Annotated in this window: 12 protein-coding genes; 9 read left to right on the top strand and 3 right to left on the bottom strand. The window is 43.1% G+C overall.

From position 1 onward, the window contains the following. Positions 1 to 133: 133 nt before the first annotated feature. Positions 134 to 1,504, top strand: coding sequence for a cytosine deaminase (locus F6K46_RS30700; RefSeq protein ID WP_293064866.1), 1,371 nt, complete (start codon positions 134 to 136; stop codon positions 1,502 to 1,504). Beyond that, entirely contained in the window at positions 1,488 to 1,613 is a 126-nt protein-coding gene (locus tag F6K46_RS30695; protein WP_293064861.1) for a hypothetical protein, read from the top strand. The genes F6K46_RS30700 and F6K46_RS30695 overlap by 17 nt, the downstream gene beginning before the upstream one ends. Before the next feature lie 193 nt (positions 1,614 to 1,806). Here F6K46_RS30695 and F6K46_RS40375 read toward each other — a convergent pair whose 3' ends face one another. Together F6K46_RS40375 and F6K46_RS30680 are read right to left on the bottom strand one after the other, a co-directional pair. After that, positions 1,807 to 2,826 (bottom strand): DUF4058 family protein, encoded by a 1,020-nt coding sequence (locus F6K46_RS40375; RefSeq protein ID WP_366510811.1) that lies wholly within the window; start codon positions 2,824 to 2,826, stop codon positions 1,807 to 1,809. A 27-nt stretch (positions 2,827 to 2,853) separates the two neighbouring features. Further along, positions 2,854 to 3,039, bottom strand: coding sequence for a hypothetical protein (locus tag F6K46_RS30680; RefSeq protein WP_293064858.1), 186 nt, complete (start codon positions 3,037 to 3,039; stop codon positions 2,854 to 2,856). A gap of 763 nt (positions 3,040 to 3,802) precedes the next feature. On the opposite strand from F6K46_RS30680, the gene F6K46_RS30675 reads away from it, so the two are divergent. The 6 genes from F6K46_RS30675 (at position 3,803) to F6K46_RS30650 (ending at position 11,667) form a co-directional block, all read left to right on the top strand. Further along, the gene (locus tag F6K46_RS30675; RefSeq protein ID WP_229415429.1) at positions 3,803 to 5,131 is read left to right on the top strand and encodes a KamA family radical SAM protein; all 1,329 of its coding nucleotides are present in this window, start codon (positions 3,803 to 3,805) and stop codon (positions 5,129 to 5,131) included. Positions 5,132 to 5,880: 749 nt separating this feature from the next. After that, a complete protein-coding gene (locus F6K46_RS30670) occupies positions 5,881 to 7,434 on the top strand; it encodes a radical SAM protein (protein ID WP_293064855.1) in 1,554 nt (517 codons plus the stop codon). A gap of 176 nt (positions 7,435 to 7,610) precedes the next feature. Next, a complete protein-coding gene (locus tag F6K46_RS30665) occupies positions 7,611 to 9,170 on the top strand; it encodes a radical SAM protein (RefSeq protein WP_293064852.1) in 1,560 nt (519 codons plus the stop codon). Positions 9,171 to 9,316: 146 nt separating this feature from the next. Next, positions 9,317 to 10,021, top strand: coding sequence for a hypothetical protein (locus tag F6K46_RS30660; protein WP_293064849.1), 705 nt, complete (start codon positions 9,317 to 9,319; stop codon positions 10,019 to 10,021). 21 nt (positions 10,022 to 10,042) lie between these two features. After that, entirely contained in the window at positions 10,043 to 10,846 is an 804-nt protein-coding gene (locus tag F6K46_RS30655) for a methyltransferase domain-containing protein (RefSeq protein WP_293064846.1), read from the top strand. Positions 10,847 to 10,929: 83 nt separating this feature from the next. After that, positions 10,930 to 11,667 (top strand): methyltransferase, encoded by a 738-nt coding sequence (locus tag F6K46_RS30650; RefSeq protein ID WP_293064843.1) that lies wholly within the window; start codon positions 10,930 to 10,932, stop codon positions 11,665 to 11,667. A 95-nt stretch (positions 11,668 to 11,762) separates the two neighbouring features. On the opposite strand, the gene F6K46_RS30645 is transcribed toward F6K46_RS30650, so the two are convergent. Then, positions 11,763 to 17,288, bottom strand: a complete 5,526-nt coding sequence (locus F6K46_RS30645; RefSeq protein WP_293117682.1) for a tetratricopeptide repeat protein — start codon at positions 17,286 to 17,288, stop codon at positions 11,763 to 11,765. A gap of 478 nt (positions 17,289 to 17,766) precedes the next feature. Here F6K46_RS30645 and F6K46_RS30640 point away from each other — a divergent pair, with 478 nt between their 5' ends. Next, positions 17,767 to 19,107 (top strand): FAD-binding oxidoreductase, encoded by a 1,341-nt coding sequence (locus F6K46_RS30640; RefSeq protein WP_293064838.1) that lies wholly within the window; start codon positions 17,767 to 17,769, stop codon positions 19,105 to 19,107. Positions 19,108 to 19,698 lie beyond the last annotated feature (591 nt).

The raw sequence follows: 19,698 nt of genomic DNA, 5'->3' as shown, positions 1-19,698 counted from the left end.
TAGGCCACTCCCGACTCCCGACTCCCGACTCCCGACTCCCGACTCCCGACTCCCGACTCCCGACTCCCGACTCCCGACTCCCGACTCCCGACTCCCGACTCCCGACTCCCTGCTCCCTACTCCCTACTCCCGAATGATTCCCAACGCCGAACGATACTGGCTCACAAATGCCTACGTACCATTTTGCCTACTGGAAAACAGCAACGTTTGCGATCGCAACGAGCAGGGTTTGTGCTTAGTTGATATTGAAATTAATCAGGGAGCCATTGCTGGGATAGTGCCAAAGGCGATTGTTCCCAAAGGGCAGCAAAAGGCTAAACTCGAAAAGGGCCGCTACGGGAATGCAAACAGTGTTGAAGCTAGCACAGATACTAGTAACATCCCCAGCCACATCCCCAGTATAAATCTCAGGCAAGGACAAGTATGGCCCTGTTTTCTTGATATACACACCCATCTGGATAAAGGTCATATTTGGGAACGGTCTCCCAATCCTGATGGTACCTTTAATAGTGCCTGTATCACCGGAGATGCTGATGCGCAAACCTATTGGCAAGGGTCAGATTTATATCGGCGCATGGAATTTGGACTTAAATGTAGCTATGCTCATGGCACTAAAGCTATACGCACCCACATTGACTGGGTTGGAGAACAAAGTGCGATTAGCCTAGGGGTTTTCCAAACCCTCCAGAAGGAATGGCAAGACAGAGTTACCCTACAAGCGGTGTCTCTAGTTACACTAGATTACTATCAAACTCCCGCTGGCATTACCTTAGCCGACACAATTGCTGAAATCGGAGGCATACTTGGGGGGGTAGCCTATAGCAACCAAGACCTGGATGCTCAACTCGATACTGTCTTTTCCCTAGCTAAGGAGAGAAACCTTAACCTAGATTTCCATGCTGATGAAAATGGTAATCCCGATTCCCATTGCTTACGACAGATTGCCAAAGCTGCTATTCGTCATCAGTTTACCGGAAAAATTCTTTGTGGTCACTGTTGTAGTTTGGCAGTGCAACCCTTAGAGGAGGTTGCGGAAACTCTCAAGTTGGTCAAAGCAGCAGGAATTGCTATTGTTAGCTTACCCATGTGCAATCTTTATCTACAGGATCGACAGGCTAACGTTACACCATCTTGGCGGGGAGTCACCAGACTACATGAAATTAAACAACAGGGTATTCCGGTAACATTAGCTAGTGATAATTGTCGAGACCCCTTTTATGGATTTGGGGATCATGATGTATTAGAAGTGTTTACCCAAGCGGTACGGATTGCCCATTTAGATATGCCCATCGGTGATTGGCCCTGTGCCGTAACCAAGACAGCTGCTGATTTAATGGATTTACCCGAGATGGGTAGGATTGGGGTGGGACTCCCGGCAGATTTGATTTTGTTTAAAGGACGCCATTTCAGTGAACTTTTGTCCCGTCCCCAGCATGACCGAATTATCTTGCGCCAGGGTAAGCCAATTGATACTAGGTTGCCGGATTATGCTGAGTTGGATTAGTTATAGGGCAGGGAATCGGGAATCGGGAATCGGGAATCGGGAATCGGGAGTCGGGAGTCGGGAATCGGGAATCGGGAATCGGGAGTCGGGAATCGGGAATCGAGACTAGTAATTATAGTTGATTATTTCAGGAATGAAATTAATTTTTATCGCTTCCGATCTTAATTAATTTTGTACTGATGCCAAAGCTAAGTATAGCATTTATCATAGTAATAAGGTACACATAATTTTTTCCTGTTCCCTGTTCCCTGTTCCCTGTTTCCTAAAACCCAGGACTTTTTTCGTTACCCAATTGAAAACTGCTATATACCAGTTTTCAATAATTCCTTAGCCCATATCCGATTATTTTCTGAGAAAGCTGGTACTGGCTCTTGGTCATAATCGAGTTGGTAATCATAACCCCCTCGCTCATAAACACTATTAATTATACCTTGTAAATATACTATGGGTTCAGAATCTTCTGGACGTAACGGTAGGGAAAAAGTTGGTAGCTGCTCTGGCAGATCACAAGTATATAACTCGGCTCGTGGGCGACGCTCCTCTCGACTCACTAAAATCCGATAATCGCTCTCAATACTCTTATCTAAGAGTGGCATTGTTTTCCAGCCTCTGAGCAAATCAATCTCCACTAAATTGGCTGAGGGGGTGACATGAGCCCTGAAAAGCTTACTAGGTAAGGCTTTGATGCCAATTATTTCAGGAAAGATAAACTCCCAAATTGACCCTTCTTTGATGTTCTGGACGCTCAAACCCTTATAACTACGTCCAAGGTCGGTCCAAAACAGCATGTATCTTTTTGTAACAGATGAGCTGAATATCTTACCCAGTAAGGATTTTAGCTTGCATGTCACCCCCCCAGCTAAATTGGTCAAGCTTCCTAACACCCGTTGGCGTTTTTTCAGGTAAGTTTCTCTCCCTTCACCAGAACGCTTATTAACTGGAGATAAAACTTCGATAGCGGTTACCACAGCACCGGTAGTCATATCTCTTACTTCCAAATACCCTTGCTTGATTTGTTCAGGCATAGGAACGATTACTGTTACTGGTTTTGTTGTTGGTGAAGCAACAGCAACGTTAGAGGTGGGAGAATCTTCAGTATTGGGTTGACGTTTAACAGTAACATCAGGAATTCCAACTAATAAGACATTATCTTCATTAGTTGTATTAACCGGATAAATCCGCTTTTCAATAGCTACTTTATACTTCGGACGTACCTGAGGAATTAAACACTCAGCAATGAAACTAATCAACCAGTGATGTACTTCTGGCCATAAATCTGGATGCTCTAAATACGGATCCATACCGGGAAAGATTGACGGCATCGCTTCACCTCCGATCAGCTCTGTCTTCTAGGATAGCAGGTTAGCAGGTTGTTCGCTTTTGAAGCTAGTAAGATCCAAGTTTTTGGGTTTTAGAGAGCAGGGACTAAGGCCGTAGGCCACGCTTTGGGCCAAGCCCACGCTGCGCAAACGCCAACAGAGCTTCGGAGCACTGAATTCAGAAGATGGAAGAGGTAAACAATTTGTGTACCTCATTAGGATTAAAACCGCTATAGCTATGGTTTTAACCTACTTTAAATTCTGCTGAATTTTCTGGCAACAGATCCGATTAAAGGATAGGATTCAGCAACCCGACATTGACAGTGCGAAGGATCATACTCTACTATTCCTATTGGTGTATATACTAGGATAGCTATCTGCTAGCTTTCCACTTGCACTGCCTCACTGACTCATTCTCTGTAACCACAGAATATCCAGGGTTAAGGGGGCAAGATTTCAATAAGATTGATCCTTGAAAACCCTTTGTGATTTTTTTGTGAATGTCCTCTATTCCCTCCTGGTTGGTGTTTTTTGGAGCCTTGCTCTTCTTCGCTAACTGGTTTATTGTAGTCAGGTTTCTTGATCAGGTCACTTGAACCCAGTTTCAATGAGGTTTAACTATGACTATCTCTGCGCAGTTTGAGCCGTTCGATCTCTACTTTCAGTTGAGAAATGAGTTTATGTTGTTACGAGATCAAGATGATAAGCACCAGTTTTACTGATGACAACTTGTTGAGCTTTTCGATATCAAGTTTTTGAGGTGGCTCTTTGCCCATGAAAGTCATGGGCTACTGAAAACCTAGTTTTTTTCAATACCCCCTCAGGCACTGCTTACGTATCAGGTAAGGTAGAATGGGAAATAATTACCGCACTACACAAGTAAAAATGATTGGGACATCTATGGAGTTTAACCTCTTTATCCTGACAGACCTGAGGTGAATAAACAAATAATCTCCATTCCTATTCGGCGATGAAAGCGATGAAAACTAAATCTCAAAAAATCCAATTTTACTCAGTCAAAGATCTTAAGTCACTGTCCCAGTTAGCCTGTATATCATCTGAAACCCGCTTAGCAATGCAAGCTGTTGCTAAAGTGCTACCTTTTCGAGCAAATAACTACATTGTTGAAGAACTTATTGATTGGAAAAACATACCTGATGATCCAATTTTTCGCTTAACATTTCCCCAGCCAGAAATGTTATCGTCAAGGGATTTGAATACCATGGTTCAACTCCTAAAAGACAATGCTCCAGAAAAACTACTGCGACAAACTGCCAATGAAATTCGTCTTCGACTTAATCCCCATCCCGCAGGACAAAAGCAATACAACGTCCCGTCGTTTGAAGGTGAACCTTTACAGGGAGTACAACACAAATATCAACAAACAGTTTTGATTTTTCCCACAGCAGGTCAACACTGCCATGCCTACTGTACATTCTGTTTCCGTTGGCCACAATTTGTCGGATTAGATGATCTTAAATTTGCGACTCGCGAATCGGGTCATTTTCAAGATTATCTACGAGAACACAAGGAAGTCACTGATGTATTGCTTACTGGTGGTGATCCGATGACCATGAAAGCACGACAGCTGGCTTTATATATCGAACCTTTATTAGAAGGGGAATTTGACCACATTCAAACTATTCGCATTGGAACCAAATCACTTTCTTATTGGCCCTACCGATATGTCACCGATGAAGATGCTGATGATTTGTTGCGTTTATTTGAAAAAGTAGTGCAACAGGGTAAGCATCTAGCAATCATGGCTCACTACGAACACTGGCGAGAACTAGATACACAAATCGCTCAAAAAGCAATCCAACGTATTCGCACAACGGGAGGGGAAATTCGGACCCAAGCTCCTGTTGTTCGCCACATCAATGATAGAGCCCATACCTGGGGGAAAATGTGGCAAATGCAGGTACGCTTAGGCTGTATTCCCTACTATATGTTTGTCGAACGACAAACAGGAGCTAAAGACTATTTTGAAATTCCTTTAGTTAAGGTTTGGGAAATTTATCGTCAAGCCATACAACAAGTATCGGGATTAGGGCGAACTGCTCGTGGTCCGGTAATGTCTGCCTTACCAGGAAAAGTCAAAATTGAAGGTATTAGCGAAATTCAAGGGGAGAAAGTGTTTGTTTTGTCTTTTTTACAAGCTCGTAACCCTCAGTGGTGCAATCGACCTTTCTTTGCCAGTTTTGATCCTGAGGCAACCTGGTTAGGAGATTTGAAGCCTGCTTTCGGTGAATCGAAATTTTTCTATGAAAGCGAGCTAGAAGAAATTTTGACCCGGAAGATGGTGTAAGGCGATTAACACAACTTAGCTAGAGGCTTTAAGCGATCGCACCCACAAAGTCCTTGGGACGGGAGCATGTCAACTTTGTAATTAGGTACATAGATCCCCCCTAACCCCCCTTAAAAAAGGGGGGAATTAGATTGAAAAGTCCCCCTTATTAAGGGAAACGGGGGATCTGAACCAGGGGTTAACAAAATTGACATGCACCCCCTTGGGACTCTGTGGGTGAACCAGTAAGGTTAGCTAGGTTCGATCCAAAATTTGAGCTAGAAATTAAGTAATCGGCCACAAGTAAAAGTAACTGTTGAAATAGCGAGCAGGCACTGAGGCTGTCGGCCACGCTACGGGAACGGAGGAGGAAGTAGAGAGAATTTTGGGAACTTTACAAAAATTAATAAATTATGGTTATTTTTGTCCATATACTTATCCCTGCTGACAGTGGAGGCTTAGTTCATGGGCAACCTGTGAAGTGTGTTACGTTTCTAAGGGACTCTATCATCAACTAGCGCTCCGTGTACTCAGATAATTGTCTGAGTTCCAGTGACTATTGACAAATTTCTGGGATATCTGTAACTTGTAGCTTATATTCTTATTATAGCGGCCTGTAATGTCAAAATACAGACCGTAATGGGTTTTGTTGGCCATGAAGTCCCCAAATTTAGGGCAAGTGTTTATGGGAAAGTTTAGCTCCTAAGCACTCCCTCTCTAGAAAGAAACCAAAAAAATTAATAAGCTTTTGCGTTTAGGAGACTGCTGGAATGTCTGATAAAACATCAGGATGCATTGGACTAGTTGAATTGCCCCAGTTAAAGCTATCTGATCCAGATGGCAACGACTATTATTCTCTGCGGAAGTATGAACCAATTATTAGCAAGCAAGTTTTAATATCGCATCTCCAAGCAGGAGGATTTCAAACTAAATTTATTAATCTTCGAGATGGGGATTACACAGAAAATTACGGAAAAAAAATTTGGAGAGGCATTGAACTAACTAAAAACTATATCGGCGTTCAGATCGAGAGCATCGATCCCGAAAGCTGTGAAATTTGGTGCATTACAGTTAACTTCACATTGTATCGTGAAATAGCAATGATGCTGTTGAAGCACCTGGCTAGCAAAGGCAAACCAGTAGTTGTTGGTGGTTCCGATCCCTTTGCCGAGCCTCAAGCTTATCTTCGCAACGGAGCGGCAGTAGTTGTTCTCGACAAATCTGGCGCTGCTAACTGGCCGCTATTTAATTATCTGTTAGGAAAAGGCTCTAAAGAAGCTCTAACTGGTGTTGTTTTCCCTGACGGGAATCAATATACTAAACAAAAAACTCCACTCCATCCCGAAGAGTGGCCCTTACCATCAGTAGAACTTGCTAAACAATGCCTAGGAAAACAATATTGGATGGATCCATTTCCTGAAGAATTCATCCCTATTGGTGCGATCTTCCCAGATATGGGATGTGATCGCCATTGTGACTTTTGCCAAACCCCTACTTACGGTACAGGATATCGCCGCATGTCCCCAAAGCGAGTAATGGAATGGTTAGATGTACTGTGTGAAGCAGGGGCAAAATCAGTGGTTAGCCTCTCCGATCAATTCCTAGGGCGGGTGATTTTCCCCGATGGGCGACAAGAAGTTCTAGAAATCATGAAGGGAGTGCGAGAACGAGATTTAGCAATTCTTTGGCCGAATGGTCTAGAACTGAGAAAGATGACCCTCGGACGCGGACGCAACTATGACAGCACAGATTTGACTCCCGATGAAGAACTGATCGATGCTCTCTTTCATTGGGATGGGCGAAGGGGAACCCTTGCAGGTTATCTTCCTGCCGAACGACCTATTTTTGGACGAGAATCTTATGCTAAGTTACTTCCCTGGCAGCAACACAAACGAATTGTGCGAAGAGTTGTACAAACCGGTGTTCCTATGGTGAGCTATGGTGTGATTATTGGCTTGGCTGATGATGACGATTATAGTTTCTCCCAACTAGAGGAAGCACTCTGGGAAATTTATTATGAAGTGAAAGAGGTTAACCCCTCAATTATATTTCAAGTCAGTCCTTTTGCTATTTCTCCCATATTGGGAACGCCACAGAGCGAAATTATACGCAAATCCGGTCTGATTCGGTTTGATGACCCTACTATTTGGGGGGGATTATGGACGGCGAGTAGTGACACCAAACATCTCACCTACGAGCAAGTCTCTGATTGGCAGTTCCGCCTAGCTAGCGTTGGTGACTCGAAAAACCTGCAAGTTCCTCAACGGTTCAGAACCTTGCCCGATGAAGCAAATAATCCTGAAAAAACGGCGGTGTCAGTATAGGAATCGCCGAAAAAAGCTTCCAGATTAGGAAGCCTTTACTAATATCGTTTGATCAGATTTTGCCCTTGCCCTGGATGATTTTTTTAAACTGCCATCGGAAGAGTAACAAGAAGTTTGTTCCGGGCTTAGTAGAGAAATCCTAGGGCATCAAAAACACCATTGATTGGAAAACTACAATGACAATTGCACAAGATAAAAACTCGACTATCGGATTAGTTGAATTGCCCCAATTAAAGCTATCTGATCCAGATGGCAACGATTTTTATTCCTTGCGGAAGTATGAACCAATTGTTAGTAAGCAAATCTTGCTATCAAGTCTTGAGGCAGGAGGCTTTGAGGCTAAATTTATTAATCTCAGAGATGGGGATTACGAAGAAAATTACGGTCGAATTACTTGGAGAGGCATCGAACTGACTAAGAACTACGTCGGTATTGATATCAAGACGGTGGATCCGGCGAGTTGTGCAGTGTGGTGTATTACCATAAACTTTACATTATACCGTGAAATTGCCGTAATACTCTTGAAGCACCTGGCAAGTAAAGGGAGACCTGTGGTTGTCGGTGGCTCTGACCCAATTGCTGACCCAGAATTTTATCTGCGTAACGGTGCTGCTGTTGTGGTTCAAGATAAATCGGGAGCTGCCAATTGGCCACTGTTTAATTATCTGTTAGGAAAAGGTTCGAAAGAGGAACTAACTGGTGTAACCTTAGCTGATCGCACTCAGTATCGCAAGAGTAAAAAACCATTGCATCCCGAAGAGTGGCCCTTACCATCTTTGGATGTGGCTAAACAATGCTTGGGCAACCAATATTGGATGGACCCATTCCCAGAGCATTTGTTACCCATTGGTTCGATCTTCCCAGATATGGGTTGCGATCGCCACTGTGACTTTTGCCAAACTCCTACCTACGGTACAGGGTATCGCAGAATGTCTCCTCAACGGGTTCTGGAATGGCTGGATATACAGCGCCAAGCAGGAGCAAAATCGGTAGTTAGTGTTTCCGATCAATTTTTAGGTCGTGTCATTTTTCCCGGTGGTCGAGAAGAAGTACTCGAAATTATGAACGGGTTGCGGGAAATGGATTTAACCGTTCTTTGGCCCAATGGTTTGGAACTGAGGAAAATGACTCTCGGACGGGGAAACAGAGGAAAAAAGGAAGACCTAACCCCTGATGAAGAAGTGATCAACGCTCTCTATCATTGGAATGGAACAACAGGAACCCTTGCTGCTTATATTCCTGCTGAACGACCCATTTTTGGCAGGGAATCCTATGCCAAGTTGGTTCCCTGGCAACAACATAAACGAATTTTACGAACCATTGTCCAAGCTGGCATTCCCATGATTAGCTATGGTGTCATTATCGGTCTTCCCGATGATGATGATTATAGTTTGCGTCAACTCGAAGAAGCGTTGTGGGAAGTGTATAATGAAGCGAAAGCAATTAACCCATCGATCATTTTTCAAACCACTCCTTTCGTAATTTCTCCCATCTTAGGAACCCCACAAGGTGAAGCAATTCGGAAATCAGGTCTGCTGAGGTTTGATGATCCCGCTATTTTTGCAGGATTCTGGACAGCAAGTATTGACACTAAACACCTGAGCTACGAGCAAGTGTCTGATTGGCAATTCCGCCTGGCTCAAGTTGGTGACTCGAAAAACCTACAATCACCTCAACGGTTCAGAAAGTTACCGACAGAAACTATGAATGAAGAAAAAGTGGCGGTGACAGTATAGCGACCTGGCAAAAGGCTTCCTCTATCTGGAAGCCTTTTCCAAGAAGTGTGATCACACAAGTCTGATCACACTTGGTTTTAGTGTTGGTACTTATAGCAATTTAAAAAAACTACCAAACAACTGTAATAGTATGCAACAAACCAGTTATGAGCCAGTCCTTTAATTTAGAGCGAGTTACCTTCTATGGACGCTCCTTGGCAGAGTATAGCAAAATGTTCCTCTTGGACTTCTCAGACTGGGTTGGTAAATCAATCCTAGATTGTCCTGGTGGTCCAGCTTCTTTTGGTCGAGAAGCAAGAGCATTAGGGATTGAGGTTTGCGCTGTCGATCCTCAGTATGTTAACGATCCTGATAGGCTCTTAGAAATTGCTAGCCGGGATATTGATTACGTAGTTGCCAAAATTTCCCAAACTAGCCAGCAGAGAAAGTGGGATTATTACCAGAGCCTTGAAGACCTCAGAAACAGGCAAGTCGAGATTTTAGATTCCTTTATTGAAGACTATCGAAACTATTGGCAATCCCAAGAGAAATATATCACTGCCTCCCTTCCCCATCTGCCTTTTGAAGATAATACTTTTGATCTGGCAACGAGTGGGCATTTACTATTTAGTTTCCAAGCTCACTTCCCCAAAACCTTTACCATTGATTCACTGCTAGAACTAGCTCGTGTTGCTCGTGACGTTCGAGTGTTTCCCTTACGGGCTAACGAGCAAGACAGAAGTAAGCCTTTTGCTTATTTTGAGGAGATTATTTCCTCCTTACAGCAACAAGGCTTAACAGTGGAAGTGAAAACCTCAGAGTTTGAGTTTCAAGTAGGGGCGAATCAAGTTATGATAATCAGAAGAATTTAAGATGGGATTGGATATATAACAATGAAGCAGACGTTTACAGAGGCAGAGGTAGAAGTTTATTATGATACAGTAGAAAGTCAATATCAAATTCCCTGGAATCCTGATGGTAGTAAACACTGGGGATATTTTGAAGACTTAAATGCTCCTAACAATGAACAGGTATTGATGGCAGCATGCGATCGCTTAAATCAATATATGCTTAGTCAAAGTAATATTGATGCAAAGGGTCGTACTCTTGATGTTGGCTGCGGTAATGGCAATACAGCAATTTATATTGCTCAAGAAACTAGCTGTGCAGTGGTCGGACTTGACATTAGTAACACTCATATCCAGACTGCTGAGATCAAAGCCCAAGATTTTCCCAGTTTACGCCTTCAGTTTAAACAAGGCTCAGCAACTAATCTACCCTTTGAGGATGAATCTTTTAGTCATGTTTGGAGTCAAGGAACTCTCTTACACATCAGTGAACGGGAAACCGCTTTACAAGAAATTTATCGCGTTCTCAAGCCTGGTGGTATTTTTGTGTTTGGCGACTTAGTCGTTAACGTTTCTGAAATCAGTGAAGATGCATCAAAATACGTCTATCAACGACTTCATGTGACAGATTTATTTAGTCCCCAAAATTACGAAACTGCTTTGATTCAAATTGGGTTTGAAATTTTCCAAGCTCAGGACTTGAGTTGGCATATGAAAAAAACCTATGATATTCAAGCCAAGCGAGTTAATGATTCAGACCCAGAAAGGTGTCTAGCTTATCAAAAAACTGGTGACGCGGTAGTTGCTGGAGAAATTGGCTGGTGCTTATATGGTTGCAAAAAGGTGTAGAGTTAATCTGGTAGTTTGCTTTTAGCCTATGGCTAAACAAACCTAATTATTGATTCTATTCCATTGAGCTAAAGATTTTCAAAATGATTAAGCAAGAAGACGTTGTAATTATTCTCAAAGACGGAGATAGTTTACAGTATAATCGCAAAGATTATCTGAATTTTCATCAGGAACTTTCCTCAAAAAACCGAGAAATTACGATCCTCTACCAAAATGAACCCGTTTTTGATGTTGTCGTTCCCAAAGGCGTGTTTAATCCCTACGGTGGAATTGCGGCTCAAGCGTTCATGAGTGGTGTTTTGAGTGGTATTGTTGACGTCCAAGGAAAGCGGGTGCTAGACCTCGGATGCGGTTCGGGAGTGATTGGCTTTTGCTGTATTTTGAAACAGAGTCAAAAGGTCTTATTTTCTGATCTTCATCCCAACATCGGGGAAATTAACAATCATCCACTGATGCGAAGTCAAGATCAGGTTAAGGTGCAGGATTTATGTGCAGGAGAAGCGGAAGAAACCTACGATACTATATTTATGCCTTTTCCCAGTCGTTCAATCGAGCGCCCTATCGATCCTGAATCTTACGAAATGGGAATTTTAAGGAATGACGATCTGGTATTCAGAGCTATTAGTGACGTTGGCAAAGTATTAGCACCATCAGGAGAATTTATTTTCTTCTATCGCGTTTTCAATGACCAGTTTCCTTTGTATCTGGAAGTGACGTCTCACTTAGCTAAATACTTCGATTTGAGCACCCTTAAATTACTGTGGTATTTAGGAGAAGCTTCAGGACACGGTTTATTGTTGTCTGTTAAAAAATCTGCTTAGTAAATATGGCGTAGGGTGGGACAGTCTGTCCGATTGTAACGGGCAAGATGCCCGTTCCACCCACCGGGTCTTAAAAGCCTTGTTGTTACTATTCCCTATAATCCATTGCCAATTAAAATAAATGGTGCCCAATAAAAGGGATGTGCCAGCAGACCACGCCCTCCCTGGTTTTTAATTAAAGCAATTTGAGCTTGTCGGAGGGCTTCCGCTTTAGTAACATTCCCCTGTTTCAAGACCTGATAAAATTTAGTCATCAAGGCTTGGGTACCCTGGTCATCCACTGTCCACAGGGATGCGATCGCAGCATCAGCACCAGCATTTTGCATCAGATAACCAAAACCGAGGATTTCTTTGCCATCCCCCAATTCTCCCCCTAAGCCGGTTTGACAGGCACTGAGCACCACTAAATCTACATTAGACAAATCCCATTTTTCTTCTACCTCACTCAAGGTAACGTGACTGCCATCACCAAACAGAATAATTGAATCCTGTTTCGTTTCCTTGAACACAGCGTGGGTGGCTAGATGCACAACGGAATAGTCATTCATCTGATAAATGGTATCCCCGTGAAACTCTTTATCGATCAATGTCTTAGTGTTCGGAAGAGTTTGTGCCAGACGCTCAACTTCCGGTTGGGTAAACTTTAACGGAGCAAAGTTATACTGTGTATCCCCTACCGGAATAGTATGCTCTTTGGTGACCGCTGCGGCAAACACTTGTAACTCTGGTGTCGGTTTATTGTCTAAGGATGTTAGGCTCAGAGCAGTAATCTGATTAACTCTCAACCGCTCAATTAGCCATTGCTCACCATCATAAAGTGCCCCTAGGGGAATATAGCGCAATTTCCCATCAGGAGCATAAATAATAGTTTTGGCATTGGCCTTGGCTAAGTCCGCTTCAATGGGTTTAATTAGCCACTGGTATAGTTGCTCGGCGGGAGGTTTGGCATTACGGATCGGAGTTACGAGCATCTCGCCGAACTTTTTAATCCCTGTTTCGAGCTCTTCCCGTTTCACTTTAACAGTGCGGCGAATCGGGGGAGCATAAGGAGTGACTAGGACTAATTCCAAACGGTCATCTAATACTAGGGGATAGAGAATAACTGCATCCTGTTCCAATTGCTGGAGTTGCTCTTGTAATCGTCGATCGTAATTCTTTAAGTCTAAGTTCTGTCCTTCTGTAGTTTCCCTCAATTTTGCCAAGCGAGCTTCTACCTCTGGACTCTTCAGGAAATTTTGAAAGTCTTTGGTGAGCTGGGCTTGATTTTTCCTAAGTTGAATGATTCGCTGTTGCTGGGTCTGGGTGCGCTTATAGTTAGGAATAGTTTCCAGTTCACTGAGTTCTTGACCCAGGGCAATGGCTTGGTCGATAATCGGTTGGGTACCTTTAATGATTTCCTGTTCTTCAGTCAGTTCTGTAATGCCATCAACGGTGTTATCATCCCCTCGCACATTACTGAGGTAATCCTGCAACTCCTGCACTTTCAGTAAATCCAGCACCCGTAGGGCTTCTAGGTTGCGATTTTGTTGGGTCAATAAATCAGCCAAGCGGCGATAGTCTTCGGCAACAGTATCCGTAAAGGATTGTTGTTGTTCAACCGGAAGAACTTTTAAGTCTTTGCGGATTCCTTCTCGGACATTAACCGATTCTTTAAAGAAGGTAATCGCTAATTCCGATTGGTTTTGGGTATCATATAACTTACCGATACCAGCCAGAATTTTCCCTTCCGTTAAGCGAGTGCCAAGAGTTCTGGAAAGGGCTAAGGCTTGTTGATAAGCTGCTAAAGCCTCGGGATAGTTTCCTAGGTTAGTGTAAACTATTCCCATATGGTACAAGGTAGAGCTAATCCCAGCTTTGAAACCAATTGTTTGATTAATTTCTAAGGCTTGTTGATGATAGTCATTGGCTTTAGTATACTCTCCCAGTTCTTCATAAACTCTTCCGAGCAGATTCAGGGCTATAGCTTCATCCAGGCGATTACCAATCTGTTGAGAAATAGCCAAGGATTGCTGATAGAATTGGAGAGACTTCGGATATTGTTTTTGTTTTTGGTAAACTTCTCCGAAGTTAGTTAGGGTTTCCGCCATCCCTTCTTTAGCCCCAATTTTCTTAAAAATTGGATTAGCTTGGTTGAAGTAGTCCAAGGCTTGGGGATAATCTCCCAAATCCAGATAATTTCCCCCTATAGAGTTATAGGTGCTGCCAATACCAGCCTGGTCACCAATGTCTTGACGAATGGCTAGGGCTTTTTGATGATACTCTAGGGCTTTGGGATACTTTCCCCAGTGACTGTAAACTATTCCGATGTTGCTCAGGGTATGAGCTTCCCCTAAACGGTGGCCAATGTCTTGAAAAATAGCTAGAGATTGCTGTAAGTATTCTAAACCTCGGTCATACTCCCCTTGGTTACTATAAATTGTTCCGATATTGTGGAGAGTCTCACCAACTCCTCCCTTGTTACCAATGTCTTGACTAATTTTTAGAGATTGCTGATGATAGTTTAAGGATTTGGCATAGTCTCCCCAGCTACTGTAAACGCTTCCGATGCTGCCCAAAGTAATAGCTTCCCCTGAACGGTGTCCAATGTCTTGAACAATAGTTAGAGATTGCTGGAAGTATTCTAATGCTTGAGCATACTCACCCTGACTATTGTAAACTGAACCAATATTATTGAGGGTAGTAGCTTCCCCTAAGCGATCGCCTATTTCTTGAGAAATAGCTAGAGATTGCTGGTGGTATTCTAATGCTCGGTCATACTCACCCTGACTGCTGTAAACTGACCCAATATTACTGAGGGTACTAGCTTCCTGGGAGGGTACGCCTAGGTCTTGAGAAATAGCTAGAGATTGCTCGTAGTATTCTTTTGCTTGAGCATACTTACCCCAAGCATAGTAAATAAACCCAATATTATTGAGGGTAACAGCTTCCTGGGAACGCTCGCCTAAATCTTGAAAAATAGCTAAAGCTTGTTGGTAGTATTCTTTTGCTTGCTCATACTCACCCCGAGCATTGTAAACTCCCCCAATATTATTGAGGGTAGTACTTTCCCTTGAGCGCTGGCCAATTTCTTGAGAAACAGCTAAAGCTTGCTGGAAGTATTCTTTTGCTCGGTCATACTCACCCTGACTGCTGTAAACTTCTCCAATATTATTAAGGGTATTGGCTTCATTGGAACGATCACCTAGGTCTTGAGAAATAGCTAGAGATTGCTGGTAGTATTCTTTGGCTTGAACATACTCACCCCGAGCATAGTAAATAAACCCAATATTATTGAGGGTAGTACTTTCCCTTGAGCGCTGGCCAATTTCTTGAGAAATAGCTAGAGATTGCTGGTAGTATTCTAATGCTCGGTCATACTCACCCCGAGCATCGTAAACTGAGCCAATATTATTAAGGGTATTGGCTTCACTGGAGCGCTCGCCAATTTCTTTAAAAATAGCTAAAGCTTGCTGGTAGTATTCATTGGCTCGGTCATACTCACCCTGACTATGGTAAACTTCCCCAATATTATTGAAATTAGTAGCAACATTATCACGACCGCGATCGCCCAACTCTTGGTTAATGGCTAAAGCTTGCTGATAATAGTCTAGAGCTTGGCTATACTTGCCTTGGTCTTTATATATCGAGCCAATGTTGTTGAGTTTAGTCGCAATTCCTATGGAGTCGTCTAACCTTTTGCTAATGGTTAAGGATTGCTGGTAGTAATCTAGGGATTGGTTGTACTTTCCCCAATTGCTGTAAACTCCCCCAATATTATTGAGGAGGGTTGCACGATTTTTCTGGTCATCAATGTCTTTAGCAATAACCAAACCTTGCTGGTAGGAATCTAGGGCTTGGTCATATTTACCCTGAGATTCGTAAACTTTACCAATAAAATTGAGAGCGATTATTTCTTGAGAGGAGTCTTTGGTTTCTCGGGCAATGGCTAGGAGTTGCTGATAAGAGTCTAGGGCTTGATCATAGTTTCCTTGGCTGATTTGAGCTAGTCCAAGACCTCCCAGGATAGTTGCTTGAACGGAGCGATTTTCAAGTTTTCGAAAAATCTCTAAGGCTTGTTGGTGATAGTCTATGGCTTGGTCATGGTTGCCCAATTTATAATAAGCTTGCCCAATCCCCCAAAGATTTGAACCTTTTCCCGTAGGATTTTCAAATTTTTGGGAAATGGCTAAGGCTTGTTGGTAATACTTTATGCTTTGCTGATAGTTTCCCTGTTTTTTGTAAACCTGTCCAAGATTAGTAAGGGTAATCCATTCCTGAACTTGATTCTTAAGTTGGCGGTGAATAGCTAAAGCTTGCTGATAATAATCAATGGCTTGGTCATACTGTTCTTGCTTTTGGTAAAGTGTAGCAATATTACCAAGGGTAGTGCTTTCCCCAGCCTGATTCTTAACTTCGCGGTAAATAGCTAAAGCTTGCTGATAATAGTTGAGGGCTTGGTCATACTGTTCTTGCTTTTGGTAAAGTGTAGCAATATTACCAAGAGTAGTGCTTTCCCCAGCCTGATTCTTAACTTCCCGGTGAATAGCTAAAGCTTGCTGATAATAGTTGAGGGCTTGGTCATACTGTTGCTGGTTATAGTAAACTAAGCCAATAGTATTGAGCACAACTCCTTCCAGCTTACGCTTACCGAGTTGGCGATGAATAGCTAAGGATTCCTGGTAAACCTCCAGGGCTTTGACATACTCCCCTTTCTGGTTGTAAATCCCTCCAATCCAAAACAGAATATTCTGTTCTAATCCCCGACTCCCAGTTGGTTTAGTAATGGCTAACCCAAGCTCCAGAGTTTCCAGCCCTTTATCCAATTCCCCTTGATTGTTATACAGTATTCCCTTCAAGGTCAGGGCTACACCTTCCCTTAATTGATAACCCTCTTCTCGACTCAAACCATGAGCTTGCTCAAGAAACTCCCCAGCTTGGTTCAATTTCCCTGACCAGATATAAGCTGAGCCGATCACATTCAGAGCGTAGGCTTGATAGTAGCGTGCTAGAATGCGATCGCTTTTCCCAGTCTTACCTACCTCTTTGATAATACTCAGACCTTGCTCTAACCTATCTAAGGCTTTGTCATACTCTCCTTGGGAGGAGTAAACTGAGCCAAGATTAACCAGTGCATAACCAATCCCAAGCTGATTACCTACTTCTTGGTTAATAGTTAGGGCTTGCTCCAACAACTCCAGAGCTTTAGGATAGTCTTCCTGACTTGAATAAACTGTTCCGATATGGGTCAGGGTTTCCCCTTCCCCCTTACGGTCTCCATTACCTTGTCGGATTTTCAAAGCTTGCTGCAATACTTCCAGAGCTTTGGTTTCTTGAGATAATAGATTGTAAACCTGTCCTAGGCCATTAAGAGCTTTAGCAACACCTGTAGAGTTTCCCAATTCCCGATAAATCGTCAATACTTGTTGATAACTATCCTTGGCTTGAGGCAACTGACCTTTAACAAACTCTGCCGTTGCCCTATCGAATAACTGCTCAGCTTGAGTGGCTTGGTCTGGAGTCGTTTGTGCCACCGCTGGAGCAACTCCCAGATTTTCTGAAGCTAGGATTGGTGAGAACAGGCACAGTAAGGTAGCACTAGCTAGCTTGAGACAGAATACAGGAATAGTAGAGTAAGTACCCATCGAAAAATCAGCCACTTGGTAGTTTCTTACTATATATCCTTAGGTCGTGGTACTTTTATGCGAATTGTACTAAACAGACGAGATAATAATTTCTACCACAGGAGTACGCATTTACCGCTAACTAGTACTTGTTTCTCACATACTAGTACTTGTTTCTCGTTAACTAGTACTGGTGTATAACAAACAAGTACTGGTGTATAACAAACAAGTACTTGTTTCTCACATACTAGTACTTGTTTCTCGTTAACCAGTACTGGTGTATAACAAACGGCTACCCGTTTCTCGTTAACAAGTACTAGTTTCTCCCTAACTAGTACTTGTTTCTCATATACCAGTACTCGTTTATCATTAACTAGTACTTGTTGCTAATATACTAGTACTTATGTATCAAAAACAGGAACCTGTTTGTTCTTAACGAGTACTATTTTCTCATAATTTACCACACTTTACTATCTCTACCACACTTGCCATACCTCTGATGACAACCCCCCAAGCTATTGACTGGAATTCCCTAGCCTCGGAACTTACCGGAATAGAAATTATTGATGACCCGACCCAAGTTGCTAAATTATCCCTAGACTACTACCACTTCAGTCCCGTACTAGAATCCCAGCTTAAAGATAAACGGGGGAATATCGTAGTTCGTCCCACTACGGTGGCGGAAGTCCTGGAAATAGCTAGGGTTTGCGTTAAGTACAAAGCTCCCCTAACCGTAAGAGGCTCAGGCACTGGTAATTATGGTCAGTGTATCCCCCTCAACGGTGGTCTGATTCTCGATACTACTCGCATGAATCAGATTAACTGGATAAAACCGGGTTTAGCTTCTGTTCAGCCAGGGGTCAAGCTAGCCGCCTTTGACAAAGAAGCTCATAAAATTGGCTGGGAATTGCGCATGGCTCCCTCTACCTATCGCACTGCTACGATTGGTGGGTTTATTGGTGGCGGCAGTGGCGGCATTGGTTCCATTACTTATGGAGTATTACGCGATCGCGGAAATCTTCATGCTGTCCAAGTGGTCACTCTCGAAGACCAGCCCCGTGTAATCGAATTGCGGTCAGATCAGGTGCAGAAGGTGAATCACGCCTATGGAACCAATGGCATTATCACCGAATTAGAAATACCCTTAGGACCAGTCTATCCTTGGGCTGAAGTGATAGTAGTCTTTGATGACTTTATGACTGCTGCGAGATTTGGTCAAGCCTTAGGTGATGCTGATGGCTTGATTAAGAAACTGATTAGCATTCACGCTTGGCCAATTCCATCCTACTTTGCCGCTCTCCGCAACTACCTTCCCGAAGCTAAGCACTGTGCCTTGCTGATGATAGCGGAATCTTCCCTAGAGCCATTCCAGGATTTAGTTCGGGAGTATGGTGGAGAGGTCACTTACCAGAAGACTGCCCTAGAAGCCAGTAAAGGAATCAGCCTAGCAGAGTTCACCTGGAACCATACCACCTTACACGCCCGTAGTGTTGATCCCAGCCTCACCTATTTACAAACCTCATTTATGAATCTGGAACAGGTGGAGCATATGTATGAGCACTTTGGGGATGAAGTGATCATGCATTTAGAATTTATGCGAGTGGCAGGACAACTGATACCAGTGGGACTACAAATCCTTCGGTATAGTTCCGAAGACCGTTTGAATGAGATTATTCGCTATCACGAAGACTATGGCGCTATGATTGCTAATCCCCACACCTACATCCTAGAAGATGGGGGTATGAAAACCGTTGATATGGAACAGTTGCGGTTTAAGGAAATAGTTGATCCCTATGGATTGATGAATCCCGGTAAAATGCGAGCCTGGGAGCATCGGTAGAGTAAGGAGTGTGGGGTCCGGGCGCGGGGAGTCAGATTAACAACACAACAGGGAGCAGGGAGTGGAGAGCAGGCAATTTTGGATCAAAAATTCTCACAATTTCTAAACGCATCCCTATACTATCAGAGCAAGCTATAACAGATCAGCCTGGTTGACTGACAAAACATTTCAGATCGACTGCTCAATAAGGGTTTCCGCACTCTCCGAGCGAACCCGGCGAAGCCCTTTAGTGGCAAGGCTTGAAGGCAAATGATCAAGCTTAAAATCTGAAGCCCAAAACGATCAATCCATAAGTGCATTTCCTGTAAGCCCTATAACCCTTGTCTATAGAGAGTTTCACGGCTTCGCTCGTAAACTTTTGTCAGTCAACCAGCAGATCAGCTGGCTATAGCTTTAGTATAAATTTTCTGGATAAGTTACATTTCCATAGTAAACTATACATCGGCTGCTATAGCTTATGTAGCTATACTACTCCTAAATGATAATAGAGAAAGCCTCATAAGTGCCTAAATTAGGCATAGTAAATAATCGATATTCAATAAATAATTCAAATAATTTCTTAGTGAGCTTGAAAGATTGACATCGTTGATG

It is taken from the genome of Moorena sp. SIO3E8, from assembly GCF_010692445.1.
GTDB lineage: Bacteria > Cyanobacteriota > Cyanobacteriia > Cyanobacteriales > Coleofasciculaceae > Moorena > Moorena bouillonii.
The sequence above is the reverse complement of the archived record's forward strand: the minus strand, read 5'-3'. Positions and strand labels throughout refer to the sequence as shown.

What these genes read in the sequence shown, in the direction of transcription:
- F6K46_RS30695 (WP_293064861.1), top strand. Translation starts at nt 1,488, where the DNA reads ATGCTGAGTTGGATTAGTTATAGGGCAGGGAATCGGGAATCGGGAATC.
- F6K46_RS30655 (WP_293064846.1), top strand. Translation starts at nt 10,043, where the DNA reads ATGAAGCAGACGTTTACAGAGGCAGAGGTAGAAGTTTATTATGATACA.
- F6K46_RS30680 (WP_293064858.1), bottom strand. Translation starts at nt 3,039, where the DNA reads ATGAGGTACACAAATTGTTTACCTCTTCCATCTTCTGAATTCAGTGCT.
- F6K46_RS30670 (WP_293064855.1), top strand. Translation starts at nt 5,881, where the DNA reads ATGTCTGATAAAACATCAGGATGCATTGGACTAGTTGAATTGCCCCAG.
- F6K46_RS30645 (WP_293117682.1), bottom strand. Translation starts at nt 17,288, where the DNA reads ATGGGTACTTACTCTACTATTCCTGTATTCTGTCTCAAGCTAGCTAGT.
- F6K46_RS30660 (WP_293064849.1), top strand. Translation starts at nt 9,317, where the DNA reads ATGAGCCAGTCCTTTAATTTAGAGCGAGTTACCTTCTATGGACGCTCC.
- F6K46_RS40375 (WP_366510811.1), bottom strand. Translation starts at nt 2,826, where the DNA reads ATGCCGTCAATCTTTCCCGGTATGGATCCGTATTTAGAGCATCCAGAT.
- F6K46_RS30665 (WP_293064852.1), top strand. Translation starts at nt 7,611, where the DNA reads ATGACAATTGCACAAGATAAAAACTCGACTATCGGATTAGTTGAATTG.
- F6K46_RS30640 (WP_293064838.1), top strand. Translation starts at nt 17,767, where the DNA reads ATGACAACCCCCCAAGCTATTGACTGGAATTCCCTAGCCTCGGAACTT.
- F6K46_RS30650 (WP_293064843.1), top strand. Translation starts at nt 10,930, where the DNA reads ATGATTAAGCAAGAAGACGTTGTAATTATTCTCAAAGACGGAGATAGT.
- F6K46_RS30675 (WP_229415429.1), top strand. Translation starts at nt 3,803, where the DNA reads ATGAAAACTAAATCTCAAAAAATCCAATTTTACTCAGTCAAAGATCTT.
- F6K46_RS30700 (WP_293064866.1), top strand. Translation starts at nt 134, where the DNA reads ATGATTCCCAACGCCGAACGATACTGGCTCACAAATGCCTACGTACCA.